The organism is Nitrospira sp. CR1.1 (assembly GCA_014055465.1).
Taxonomy (GTDB): domain Bacteria; phylum Nitrospirota; class Nitrospiria; order Nitrospirales; family Nitrospiraceae; genus Nitrospira_A.
In genome coordinates this window covers 214,451-226,697 of the sequence record WIAF01000007.1, presented here as the reverse complement: position 1 = coordinate 226,697, position 12,247 = coordinate 214,451, and the positions used below count along the sequence as shown (strand labels likewise).

Sequence of the window (12,247 nt, the reverse complement as noted above, 5' to 3'; positions counted from 1 at the left end):
CTCCTCTCGCGATTTATCCGAATCGCCCGGTGATGTAATCTTCGGTTCGTTTGTCGCGAGGCGTGGTGAAAATGGTCTTGGTGTCGCCAAATTCCACTAACTCCCCCATGAGAAAAAACCCGCACTGATCGGACACTCGCGCCGCCTGTTGCATATTATGCGTCACAATGACGACCGTGTACCTATCCTTCAAGTTATAGATGAGCTCCTCAATTTTACCCGTCGCAATGGGGTCCAGCGCGGAGCAGGGCTCATCCATGAGGATGACCTCCGGTTGCACCGCCAGGGCGCGGGCGATACACAGCCGTTGCTGCTGGCCGCCTGAGAGTCCGACGGCGCTGTGCTGAAGGCGATCCTTCACCTCATCCCAGAGACCCGCTCCTTGCAAGCTGTCCTGCACGAGCTCGTCCAACGACCGCTTGTCTTTCGTCCCGTGCAGACGCGGACCATAGGCCACATTGTCGTAGATCGATTTAGGGAAAGGATTCGATTTCTGAAACACCATGCCCACGCGCTTCCGGAGATCCGTGACATCAATGGCTGCATCGTAGATATCGACGCCGTCCAGTTCCACACGGCCTGCCGCTCGCGCGCCTTCCACCAGGTCGTTCATGCGATTCAAGCACCGGAGCAGGGTGGATTTTCCGCAACCGGAAGGGCCGATGAAGGCCGTCACGGAATGGCTCCGCACCGTCAATCCCACGTGAAACAGAGCCTGTCGGTGCCCGTAATAAAAGTCGAGATCGCGCACCGAGATTTTTGCCTGCACGGGCAACCCGAGATCCCGCTGGGATGGCACGACTCTGGACGGGGAGATGGCTGGGCGAAACGGTGCCATTGACGCCGTCGCCGTGACTCTGTCTGAGTGAACTTCCATACGAACTCCTCCCTGTGATCACACCGCCGACGCCGCGAAGCGTTTGCGTAAGCGATTGCGCAACATCACCGCGGCCAGATTCAACAGCACCACTACCAGAATCAAAATGAAGGTAGTCATATACACCATCGGCTTTGCCGCCTCGACGTTCGGCGACTGAAATCCCACGTCGTAAATATGAAAACCCAAATGCATGAACTTTCGTTCGAGATGCAGAAAGGGAAGATACTCGTCCAGTGGAAGCGCCGGGGCTAACTTGACGACGCCCGTCAGCATCAGCGGCGCCACTTCGCCTGCGGCTCTGGCCATGGCGAGAATCAATCCCGTCAGAATTCCCGGCAAGGCGCAGGGTAGAACGACATGCCGGATCGTCTCGAATTTCGTAGCGCCCAGGCCCACCGACCCCTCGCGAAAATCGCGCGGCACCGCTGACAGGCCTTCCTCGGTTGCGACGATCACCACAGGAACCGTGAGCAGCGCGAGGGTCAGGGAGGCCCAGAGAATCCCGCCCGTGCCGAACGTGGGATTCGGCAAGGATTCAGGAAACAGAAGCTGGTCGATGGTTCCTCCGAGCGCATAGACGAAAAACGCCAAACCAAACACGCCGAACACAATCGAGGGCACCCCGGCCAGGTTGTTCACCGCAATCCTGACCAGCCTGACGAGCGGTCCTTGCTTCGCATACTCCCGTAAATACACCGCCGCCATGACACCGAAGGGCATGACCGCCAACGTCATCAAGAACACCATCAGGACCGTGCCGAAGATGGCCGGAAAGATCCCGCCCTCCGTGTTCGCCTCTCGAGGTTCGCCTGAAACAAAGAGCCACAGATTACGGACATAGGCCATCATCTTCTCAACCCAATTCATCGCGTTCGGCCGGCTGACGGCCACGATCTGATCGAGCGGCAGACGCACCGATCGCCCGGTGGAGAGGGTGAGGAACACCACGTCCTGGCTTGCCTCTTTGTGCAAGCGCTCCAACGCTTGGGTCTTGGAGAGGTATTCGCGCTCAAGCCCGGCAATCTCATCGACGAGACGCCGGTCGGCTTCGGCAGTGGTTGCAGCAACTCCACCTTTCAACACTAGAGCCTGCCGCGCAAGCCTGGCCTTTTCGATACGATAGTTGATTGATCCGATGTCCTCGCGCTCGAGATGTTCGATTTGCTGGCGCAGCTGGTTTGCTCGATCCACAAGCCTGACGATGGTAGACCAGGTGCTTTGGTCATGAGTCGTTGCGGTGCTGCCTTCTTCCTCCAGGCCGATACGGCCGTAGGCAGGGCCCCATTCGCGCCGCTCCACGAACGTCAGATCGTCTGGAGAAGACGTCGACACGATGTCGGCTTCGTTGATCCACCGATACTCGGAGCCGAATTGATCCCGATTGCCGACGCGATACCGAAAGCGGCGTTGTCCCGATCGGGCATCAGTCGTGCCAGAGTGAGGGATTGTCTCTTCGCCCACGAGCTGTCCGATCAGCGTCTCCTGCGTGTTCAGCGTCACCTGCTGCAGCGTCCTTGGCCAGAACTGCCCCAGGCCATTGAACATGATCAGGGCAAGCATCCCGGCTACCATCAGCAAACTGATCGCCACGCCTGACGCCGTCATCCAGACGAAGAGCTCTCCGCCTCGCCAAAAATTTTTCATGCGCGTGGAGTGTTTACCCATGACTATATTTATCCCGGAGCCGCTGGCGAACGAGTTCAGCCAATGAATTGATGACGAACGTCACAATGAACAACAGGAGCGCGGCCAAGAACAGCACCCGGTATAGACTTCCCCCATGCGGCGCCTCCGGAATTTCGACGGCAATATTGGCCGACAGGGTGCGGAAGCCGTTTGCCCAATTCCAATCCAGAATCGGGGTATTCCCCGTGGCCATCAGCACAATCATGGTTTCTCCGATTGCGCGGCCGAACCCGATCATCACAGCGGAAAATATCCCGGGGCTGGCGGATAACAACACCAGATGCCATACGGTTTGCCAACGGGTGGCGCCCAGCGCAAGAGATCCGGCGATGTGGGATCTCGGCACGTTGGAGAGCGCCTCCTCGGCAATACTGTAGATCACCGGCACGATAGCAAACCCCATCACGATGCCGACGACCAGGGCGTTGCGCTGATCATATTGGATGCCGAGCCGATTCGTAAGCCAGGCTTTGATGTTTCCGTCGAACCACCAAACTTCAAAAAAGGAATGAGCCCAGAGGCACCCGCCGATCCCGAGCGCCAGAATGGGCATCAACATCAATGCTTCGTTGCCCGGGGAGAGGCGCCGTTTAACCGACAAGGGACAGAGGTGCCAGAAAAAGGAGGCCGTGATGACAAGCATGGGCAACACCAGCACCATGCCAGCGAGAGCCGGGAGCATGCGCTCCAGCAGAGGCGCTAACCAGAGTCCGGCCAGGAAGCCAAGTACCACGGTCGGCAAGGCCGCCATGACTTCAATAATCGGTTTAACTTTTGCGCGAAGATCGTGATGCATGAACTGGGAGGTGCAGATCGCGGCAAGGATCGCAATCGGGACGGCAAGGAACAGGGCATAGATTGTTCCCTTAAGAGTTCCGAACGCCAGCGGCAGCAAACCCAGTTTCGGTTCCACATCATCCGACCCAGAAGACGATTGCCAGACATACGCCGGCTGATCGTACCCCTCATACCAGACCTTGCCGAAGAGCGTTTCCCATGTGACTTCCGGATAGGGGTTCTGGACCTGATAGAGCGACAGTTGCCCGGCTTCATCCAGAGCGATCACCCCATCTCCCTTCGGCGCAAATGAGACGGCACGAATGGGAAACTCGCCGACGGTCAGCCGCAACAATGTTTGAGAAGATGTGGCGTGGTGCAGGAACACATTTCCCTTCGCATCTCCGGTGATAAATCCTTTAACTCGTTGCGACGGGGCGAATGCGGTCACCGGCGAGGGATGAGAGCGGAACGTATGCATTTGCGTGAGCTTCCAGCCCGATGGCGCGTCGGCGCGCCGGACGAGCCCCCACGTTGACACGACCCCGTCAGCCGCCATGACCACCAGACTGCGATCACCACTGAGAAATCCTAACATGGTGACTGCCGTCGTGGGCGCAGCGACCACGTAGGAACCCCTCACCTCAGGCGGCTGGGCCTCTGACAGTCCGACATGAACAACGTGCCCGTCGGCGGTGCCGACAAACAGATGTTCATGCGATGCGTCCAGCGCCAGAGACGTGACGGCGCTGGGCGGCTGAGGCAGCTCGGTGATAACCATGTCGGCTCCCCCCGGATCATCCGGAGCAATCCTCGCGAGAAACAGCCGCCCCGCCTTCGTAGCAAGGGCAAGGAGACTGCCCTGGTCGTTGGATCGATAGGCCAGGCGAACAATCGGGCTCTTCGCCACGGGAATGGGTGGACCGGCGTGAATCTGCGGACGTTTCCGTCGTTCGCCCTGCTCGGAAAATTCCGTCATGGTGCCGATCTTTAACACTATGAGTTCGCCGTCAGCCGTCCCCACGGCAAGACGCGAAGTGTGGCCGCCTCCCGAGGCCATGGCCGTCACCTGCCTTGACGTCAGCTGCGCCGGTGTCTCCACCAAGATGGGCCGGCCCGAAGCCAGGTCAAAAAATTGAATCGCACCGGACGTGAAAATCTGCGCGATTTCCCGATGTTCATCCACGGCCACCTGCGCGGGGCCTTCGTCTGCCAGCAAGGCAGGCACATTCAGGCGTTGGCTTAACTTCGCGCTCGGTGCCGTGAAGAGCGGAGTGACTTCGCGAAACAGAAAAAAGAACATGCCGAGAATACTGACAATGGTGGCCAACCCACCCACCGTAATGACAGCGCGGGCAACCCGGTCGATCAGCGACCGCACACGTACGGGCGCAAAAAAATATCTTAGGGGGTTCGTCTTCATTAGTGAATCTTGGCGAGTTGTTTCTCTGCCAGTGCCCCGGGGACGGGAAAGTATCCATCCCTGAGCACGTCGGACTGCCCCTCCTTGCTGTAGACGTACGCAAGAAATTCTTTCACGATGGGGGAGAGAGGTTTGCCAGGAGCCTGGTTCACATAGATATACAAATACCGCCAGAGCGGATAGGTTCCATTCTTCGTATTCGCATGGGTCGGTTCAATAAACGGCTGTCCCGGCTTTGCCGCCAGCGGAACCATTCTCACCCCCGATGTGCTGTATCCGATTCCGCTATAGCCGATGCCGTACCGATCCTCGCTGATGCCTTGCACCACCGAGGCCGATCCCGGCTGCTCCTTCACCTGATCCTTAAAGTCGCCGTTCTTCAACGCGTGTTCTTTGAAAAATCCGTAGGTGCCCGATGCCGAGTTGCGACCGTAGAGACTCACCGGTGCATTGACCCAATCGCCGCGATGACCGAGCTGGCCCCAACGGGTCAAGTCTGTGGTATGCCCCTGGCGTCGCGACTTCGAAAACAAGGCGTCCACTTCTGCAATGGTGACCCCTGCAACCGGATTGTCTTTATTCACGAACAACGCCAGCGCATCTACCGCGACGGGGTACGCGGTGGGGGGATACCCGAACTTGCCTTCGAAGGCGTCAATCTCACTGGATTTCATCGTGCGTGACATGGGACCCAGTTGAGCCGTATTTTCGATCAACGCGGGCGGGGCCGTACTCGATCCCTTCCCTTCCACTTGAATTTTGACATTGGGGTATTGCTTCCGAAATCCCTCCGCCCACAACGTCATGAGATTGTTGAGGGTATCCGATCCGATGCTGTTGATCGTCCCAGACACGCCGCTGACCTTCGCATAGGACTTGATTTCCGCATCAACGATGATGGTTTCGCTCGCGGAAGCATCACCCGGTGCGGCGCTGACCAGACACGCCGTCATCAATAACCCCAACATGGCCAGTGTGAGACTCAAGCAAATCTGACGTGAGATGACCATAGACACAATTCCTCCGGTTAAAGCGGCCCTGTACCGTTGCACTGCTCAGCATAGGATTGTGGCATTTCCACGCCATCAACCCAGTGTAAACAGCATGTTAACTTTCCTTGCCGCGCCTTCTCAGCAACGAGCGCCGATCTCATGGTGAAATTAACAGCACCAACAACAAGCGTTGAGGAACCTGAAACAATTGCTCCATAGCATGTCACACCGTATGACCATTCCAACCGTGCACATCATTGAAGACGAACCTCTTCACGCCGAACTGCTCGATCGCGCACTTCGCCATGCCGGATTTCATACGTGGCTGTCCACCGATGGCCATAGCGGGTGGCGGGACATTCAAGGCCGCCGACCAGCGCTCATTCTGCTCGACCTCATGTTGCCCGGACTCAGTGGTCATGAGATCTGCCGGATGGTGCGCCAAAGCCCTGCAACGCGAGGCATCCCGATCATCATGCTGACGGCGGTCGGAGGTGAAGCCGAACGGATCGCCGGCCTGGATATGGGCGCCGACGATTATGTGGTGAAGCCGTTTAGCCCAAGAGAGGTTGCCTCCCGCGTACGAGCCGTTCTTCGCCGACGCGAAGATTCATCCGCGGAGGTCAGCGCCGTTCCAAATGCGACGGTGACAGCGCAGGGTCCGTATTTTGTCGTCCTGCTGGGGAAACGAGAACTCACACTGTCACGGAAAGAGACGGTGCTGCTCCGCTGCCTGCTCGGTCGCGAACACACCCTGTTGAAGGCGGACGCATTACTGGCTCCTCTGTTCGGGGAGTGGCCGGAAATAACGCTTCAGGAGTTGGATCGCGACATACGCGGGCTTCGTCGAAAGCTTGAAAACAGTGGGGCGGGGGTTCTCGAAATACTGCCGGGATTTCGGTATCGATTGAGCTCGCGCCTCTGACGGCTCGTGCGTGAACGGATCAAACGATCCCGGTCACGTCATCATCCAACGCAGGACAATGCAGGCTGCCTGGGAGAAACCCGCTCGACTTCGTAGTCAAACCCTTTTCGCAGCAGAATAATCTTTCCTCGCCGACTCAACTCATCAACCGTCTTAAAGACCTGATTCCAGCTCAGTTCAGGAAGCAGGGCCACCACCTGCTCCAGCGTGAGAGATTTCTTCAGGTGCACTAATTCTAGAACTTTGTACTCGCTGCTCGGCAGTGCAACGTGATGAACCATCATAGAACCTCCTTGTTGAATGTTTCCAAGTTTCCGAACCGATGAACCGTAGAACCGGAGGGCCGTGGCAACATAGGCCTCTCACCTTGTGGTTTCTCTATGTCCACGTCCTCAGCGAGGCCTGACAATGGCGTGAACGTATCCCTGTGGCGACAGGGGGCTAGATTCCCTCCCGGCAAGAGCCCGCGCATTTCCCGCTGGCTTCTCCTTGTGCGGGCGAGCAACGCACGGCAACAATCCGTACCGCTCCCAATGCCAAGACAATGGCTCCTAGCGACAGGAGCTTGGTCTGATCGGCTTCCTTGAACCACAGCGAAATGATCTCCGTCAGCATGACGACCAGAATCGTATCGACGATAAAGGTCACCTTCACGCGTCCTTCTGAGAAATAGGTCAGCGTCGTCTTGAAGACTTCGACCACCGCGAGGAGAATCAGCGTATCCACAATGATCTGCCGAAGCCCGACCTCAACCGGCGCATCAAGTAACAATCGGATATCTAGAAACGTCTTGATAACGCCTCCCGTCAGGGCGAGAAGGATCGTCAGAATCAGGAGACTCAGTACGCCTTTAATTCCTTTCATCCAGAGGTCGGTGAGATCCGTTTCAATGATGCGATCTGCGACGTCTGCGACACGTGGCACTCGAACCGGAAAATTGGTGAACGTCATAATCTGTATACGCCTCCTTGCGAATGATAGGAGTCATGGCTGAGCCGTTTGCCCGCGGATCCTTCCCGAATCCTGTGAACCACGACCTCCAGCGCAAATCTATCTCGCTATTGTTCCATGGCATTCACAACGGCATTACAACTACGTTACGTTTTGGCGAATCGAACGGCAGTCGCCACTATACGTCGCTCGCGTCGCGGTATTTACACCGGCGTAACAATCGGGATACAAGCCTGCAACGGAGCGCCGGTAGCATCGGGTCATGCAGCTGGCGACGGAATCGGGACATCCTCACGGCATCGCGGTGCTGTTCGTGACCAAGGACGAGAACTTCGCAGCGGTCGTCCTGCATGTGCTGCGACCGAACGGGTATCAGGTGTCCCTTGCGCCGACGGCTGAGATCGCCCTGTCCCTCGCTCCTCGAGCCGCCTTCAAACTGGCGCTGATTGACCGGCGGCACAAGATCATTTCTGTATTACGGCAAAGCCATGCGTTCCAGCACATCCCCATGATTGCGCTTCAACCACGGGGAGAAGCGTGCACGGAAGAAGACACCGTAGAGGACCTTGCCGCAGGATTCGATATCGTGGTCGATTCGTACCGTCATCGCGAATGGCTGGCCATCATCAAGGCGCTCCTCCGGAGACAGGAATTTCAATCCGCGCCTGCCAGGGAATTTCGAGTCCGTGCGCTGTCCATGAATCTCGATCGACACGAGGTCAGGGTCGAGGGAAAATCGATTCAACTGACGCCGAAGGAGTTCCAGATTCTCCGTGTGCTCTTGCAAAACCCGGGACGCGTGCTGACGCGCCAGGCGCTGCTCAATCTTGTCTGGGGAGAAGACTACGCGCTTGAAGAACACGCATTGGACGTGCATATCCACGCGCTCCGCCAGAAACTGGAATACAAGCCGTCGGTCCCGCAATGGATTGTCACGGTCAGGGGCGTTGGCTACAAACTGTCGTCAGACTGACTAACTGCAAGAGGATCGGTGTCGCAAAAAATCTGACTCATCGAGCAATCCACGCCATGGTTTTACACATCGGTAACACAGTGTGAACGTGAGTGTGACGCCTCTTGACTACAATCCCCCCGCGTTCACGAAATCACCAGACACAAGGAGGATGTCCGTAATGGAAATACGTCCGTTGGTTGCATCTATCAGCGGCCTCATCGGAACCGCAATGTTCAGTCTGTGCGCGACTGCGTCCTGGGCCGGCGATTCACGGTTAGGCCCAGTGGCCCCGCAGACACACACGGTGGTCGCCCAGGCAATGGGCCCTTCTCCGGGTGGAAGCGGAACGCCGCCTCCCGCGACGGATATTCCTCTCGGCGGCACGTCAATCGAAGACCTCCTGATGCAGAAGGGCACGATCAGTAAAGAGGAGTGGATTCAGATCCGGGCCGAACAGGAATACAAGAGCGGAGAGCGGGACAAACGAGTCGACGGCCTGGAGGAATGGAAGTCGAAGGCGGAGTTGCTGCCGATTCTCAAGGACAAGGTGAATTTCGGACTGAACGCGCTCCAATGGTTATACACCCATCAGGATGCGCATGTGCCCGAAGGGCGAAGTCAGGACAACCTCTCCATCCGGCGGTCGGAAATTCTCTTCTGGGGCCGTATTAGCGATACCCTGCCGCGATGGCACACATTAATGGAATTTCAAAGCATCAATCTCTTGAACAACACGCCGACGGGAGGCAGCGCCGCCACCGGTGGAGTGCCGACCTCGTCGACCTTCTTTCGGGAAGCCTATCTCGACATACGACCCGTGCAGTCATGGGCGCCGAATGTGAATTATTTCCGTATGGGTATCTTTCGAATGCCCTTCGGTATTTTCACGGAAACCTCCGGCGGGTTGCGCGATATCATCAGTTCGCCATACCTCACGTCGGTCGGCTCCGGAGTCGGCAATCGTACCGGGTCCGCCGGGACAGTCGAGTTTCTCCAAGAGCGTGACTATTTCCTCGATATGCGAGGCAAACTGTTCAACCGGCTGGAGTATGTGGTCGGTATTATGAACAACAACAATTATGAGGCCAACGCGACCGGATCAAACGCCCCCAAAAGCTTCTACTCGCGGATACGCTTGTTCGGAAGCGACGTGTCCTTTATCAGTTTCACCACCATTCAAGGCGAATCGAACAACGCCAATACCAATATCAACGGTCGCGGGAAAGGAGCTTTTGATCGCTACGGATTGGACTTTCGTTATACCTCTAAAATTCTGCCCGGCTTCATGGTGCAGGGAGAAATCTGGCAGGGGCACGACGGAGCGAACCAGACCACGGTTGGACGACCGGCCAACGGCGCCTGCGATGTCCAACTTATCTGCGGCGGCTCCGGCGCACCAGGGGTGCAACGACGCACCTGGTATGTGCTGGCCAAGTATTTGATTACTGACGGACCGCTCGAAAACTTTGAGCCGGTCATTATGTACGAACAATTCGATCCCAATACCAGGATCAGTAATGATCTGTACACCAGAACCATTATCGGCCTGAGCTACTATTTCGAAAATTTCCCGCCCAAGGTGCAGTCCAAGCTCCAAGTCAACTACGAGTTCCGCCATCACTCCGGCAACGGACCCAACAACGTCGTCGATCCGACACGCGGCGTGGGCGACCCTTTCGCCCAGAATGCCTTCTTGGTACAGTGGCAAATACGATTCATGTAACGACACGAATGCAGACGTCGTCACGCATCGTTCACCGAACCGGTCTCTAGAAAATGGAAAGGCCTGCAATGAAGATATACCGAGGAGCGATCGTGGGTGTGCTGATCGGCATGGTACTCAGCGGATGCGGACCACAACGCATCTTCTCGCCCCAGGTTCTGGAGGGGGCGGATCAGAATTTCGACTTTACGGACTGGCGCATGGCTCCGAATGGCAAAGTAGGGAAAAAAGTTCAACTGGGTGGTCGAATCCTACAGGCTCCCCAAAAAGATGGCCTGGTGACTATGGTCCTGACTCAACTGCCGATCGTCGAGCACCCGGCCTATGGTCCGACTGATACGGAACGAGGCAGGGGGGAATTCCTCGTCTATTTCAACGGCAAAGTTCCCGCAAACCATTTGCAGCCCGGGAATCGCGTCATTGCCATCGGGACCACGCAACACGCCGCGGTGGTCGCCATTGAGGATAGTCAACGCAGTCTTCCGGCCCTTACGGCCCAGTGCCTTCACATTTGGAACACCGGAGGAAAAGAGATTGCTGATTTCCCGAACTTTGGGGCAGGATATCAGCCGCTTGAGGAGGAGACCTATTGCGCCGAGTCCCGCTGACAGTCTTCGAGAGGATCCGACCGGCGCGAGGGCGGAGTGGTTTGCTCAACGGCACCGTCGCACTCGCGCTGGTGTGGGCCTGCAGCGCCTGCGGAGGAGGCGTGACGCTGGTCCGCGACACGCCGACAGGAGGGCTCGTCACATACCCATTTCAAAATGAAGTCGATGTCCTCACATCAAGCGAGCGGCGAGACGCCATGGAGCTTATCAACCGGAAATGCCCGGCTGGATCCAAAGTCCAGAAAGAAGGCGAGATACCAAAGGTGAGCCGCGCCGCGGATCGAGCATGGCGAGGGCAAATGGGAGGCGAGAGATTGTGGGGAATTCAGTTCATATGCCAGTAGGGTCCATGGGCACCACAGCAGCCCCGCTCGTGAAATTGCGCCGCAGTCTCTGCCTCGTCGCGCTCATGTGCCTGACCTCCGCCTGCTCACTACTCAGCGGGGGCAAGGTGTTGTTCGACCAACAGAACAGCCAGGTGGGGATTCAAACAGATCCCACCGTCCACCGCGGGCCTTCTCCGGCAGAGAACAATCATCCTGCGCAGGTGACGACCGAGGAGGTTCGAGTGCTTCTCGGTTCGTTGATGGTGAGCGGGTGGAGCGGAACCCTCGTCGGCCTCCTGGAACAGCCACGGCCGGTTCCGGTCTTCACTGATATCGAGTTGAACCGTATCGCCGCGCCGCTCGCACAGGCTTTTCAACAAGTGAGTCCAACCGAGCGCGTGTTTTTCTCCTTGCCCAAATCGCAGACGAGCTATAGCGAGGAACGCACAACCGGCGCGCTGTTTCTGCGTGGCCGGTATCTTCATATCGTGCTCACGGATCACTCCGCCTTCACCCGGGCTGATACGGCCGGAGGCGAGGTGAAGGATCTACGGGATACCAAAGGAATGAAGTTGTGGGCCGCGGCGCCGGCAACGGCAGCTATGGTGCCCGACGCAGAAGAACCACGCTGGGCGTACTTTGAGAAAGTCCATCTCTCGCTCAATGCCAAGGAGGTTCTCGCGCTGCGAAACCGTCCAGCAGCCCCCTCGCCTGAAGGGTCACATTCAATCCCGCTCCCTGCGGAAAATTCAACAGAAACCGGCGTAAAGGGCAGCGTACCGGTGGATGCCACAGGCAGTCAGGCAGAGGAGCTTCGCCTTCAAGTCCGTGAGCTGACCACCTCAAATCTTGAACTTCGGAACCGCCTGGACAATCAACGTAAACAGATGCAGGCGTTGCAGGATCAGCTCACACAAATCCAGCAAGACCTCGACTCCGCTCGCGCGAAAAGCAAAACACCCCGCAGGTCCACCACTCAATAGCGACACCCCGGAGAAGTC

At 57.3% G+C, this 12,247-nt stretch carries 11 protein-coding genes; 5 read left to right on the top strand and 6 right to left on the bottom strand.

Translation table 11 applies throughout. The features are described from left to right. Positions 1-13: 13 nt before the first annotated feature. From GDA65_14010 to pstS, 4 genes are all read right to left on the bottom strand, one after another. Positions 14-775, bottom strand: a complete 762-nt coding sequence (locus GDA65_14010; GenBank protein MBA5863807.1) for a phosphate ABC transporter ATP-binding protein — start codon at positions 773-775, stop codon at positions 14-16. Positions 776-895: 120 nt separating this feature from the next. Beyond that, the gene (pstA, locus tag GDA65_14005; protein MBA5863806.1) at positions 896-2,524 is read right to left on the bottom strand and encodes a phosphate ABC transporter permease PstA; all 1,629 of its coding nucleotides are present in this window, start codon (positions 2,522-2,524) and stop codon (positions 896-898) included. 13 nt (positions 2,525-2,537) lie between these two features. Then, the gene (locus tag GDA65_14000) at positions 2,538-4,766 is read right to left on the bottom strand and encodes an ABC transporter permease subunit (protein MBA5863805.1); all 2,229 of its coding nucleotides are present in this window, start codon (positions 4,764-4,766) and stop codon (positions 2,538-2,540) included. Then, positions 4,766-5,734, bottom strand: a complete 969-nt coding sequence (gene pstS, locus GDA65_13995) for a phosphate ABC transporter substrate-binding protein PstS family protein (GenBank protein ID MBA5863804.1) — start codon at positions 5,732-5,734, stop codon at positions 4,766-4,768. Before pstS ends, GDA65_14000 begins: the two co-directional genes overlap by 1 nt. Positions 5,735-5,978: 244 nt before the next feature. Here pstS and GDA65_13990 point away from each other — a divergent pair, with 244 nt between their 5' ends. Next, positions 5,979-6,683, top strand: a complete 705-nt coding sequence (locus GDA65_13990; protein MBA5863803.1) for a response regulator — start codon at positions 5,979-5,981, stop codon at positions 6,681-6,683. A 41-nt stretch (positions 6,684-6,724) separates the two neighbouring features. Here the strand turns inward: GDA65_13990 and GDA65_13985 are convergent, their stop codons facing one another. Together GDA65_13985 and GDA65_13980 are read right to left on the bottom strand one after the other, a co-directional pair. Continuing rightward, the gene (locus GDA65_13985) at positions 6,725-6,967 is read right to left on the bottom strand and encodes a hypothetical protein (GenBank protein ID MBA5863802.1); all 243 of its coding nucleotides are present in this window, start codon (positions 6,965-6,967) and stop codon (positions 6,725-6,727) included. Between the two features lie 157 nt (positions 6,968-7,124). Next, on the bottom strand, positions 7,125-7,547 hold the full coding sequence (locus GDA65_13980) for a hypothetical protein (GenBank protein MBA5863801.1): 423 nt from the start codon (positions 7,545-7,547) through the stop codon (positions 7,125-7,127). A gap of 349 nt (positions 7,548-7,896) precedes the next feature. Between GDA65_13980 and GDA65_13975 the strand changes: the two genes are divergently transcribed. The 4 genes from GDA65_13975 (at position 7,897) to GDA65_13960 (ending at position 12,229) form a co-directional block, all read left to right on the top strand. Beyond that, positions 7,897-8,607, top strand: a complete 711-nt coding sequence (locus GDA65_13975; protein MBA5863800.1) for a DNA-binding response regulator — start codon at positions 7,897-7,899, stop codon at positions 8,605-8,607. Positions 8,608-8,767: 160 nt separating this feature from the next. Beyond that, positions 8,768-10,312, top strand: a complete 1,545-nt coding sequence (locus tag GDA65_13970) for a hypothetical protein (protein ID MBA5863799.1) — start codon at positions 8,768-8,770, stop codon at positions 10,310-10,312. Between the two features lie 53 nt (positions 10,313-10,365). Beyond that, positions 10,366-10,920 (top strand): hypothetical protein, encoded by a 555-nt coding sequence (locus GDA65_13965; GenBank protein MBA5863798.1) that lies wholly within the window; start codon positions 10,366-10,368, stop codon positions 10,918-10,920. A gap of 349 nt (positions 10,921-11,269) precedes the next feature. Further along, positions 11,270-12,229 carry a hypothetical protein gene (locus GDA65_13960; protein MBA5863797.1) on the top strand — a complete coding sequence of 320 codons (960 nt, stop codon included), beginning with the start codon at positions 11,270-11,272 and terminating at the stop codon, positions 12,227-12,229. Positions 12,230-12,247 lie beyond the last annotated feature (18 nt).

Bases quoted from the DNA above. Each gene is read 5' to 3' on its own strand.
- GDA65_14000 (MBA5863805.1), bottom strand. From the start codon at position 4,766: ATGAAGACGAACCCCCTAAGATATTTTTTTGCGCCCGTACGTGTGCGG.
- pstS (MBA5863804.1), bottom strand. From the start codon at position 5,734: ATGTTGGGGTTATTGATGACGGCGTGTCTGGTCAGCGCCGCACCGGGT.
- GDA65_13985 (MBA5863802.1), bottom strand. From the start codon at position 6,967: ATGATGGTTCATCACGTTGCACTGCCGAGCAGCGAGTACAAAGTTCTA.
- GDA65_13975 (MBA5863800.1), top strand. From the start codon at position 7,897: ATGCAGCTGGCGACGGAATCGGGACATCCTCACGGCATCGCGGTGCTG.
- pstA (MBA5863806.1), bottom strand. From the start codon at position 2,524: ATGAAAAATTTTTGGCGAGGCGGAGAGCTCTTCGTCTGGATGACGGCG.
- GDA65_13980 (MBA5863801.1), bottom strand. From the start codon at position 7,547: ATGAAAGGAATTAAAGGCGTACTGAGTCTCCTGATTCTGACGATCCTT.
- GDA65_13960 (MBA5863797.1), top strand. From the start codon at position 11,270: ATGGGCACCACAGCAGCCCCGCTCGTGAAATTGCGCCGCAGTCTCTGC.
- GDA65_13990 (MBA5863803.1), top strand. From the start codon at position 5,979: ATGTCACACCGTATGACCATTCCAACCGTGCACATCATTGAAGACGAA.
- GDA65_13965 (MBA5863798.1), top strand. From the start codon at position 10,366: ATGGAAAGGCCTGCAATGAAGATATACCGAGGAGCGATCGTGGGTGTG.
- GDA65_13970 (MBA5863799.1), top strand. From the start codon at position 8,768: ATGGAAATACGTCCGTTGGTTGCATCTATCAGCGGCCTCATCGGAACC.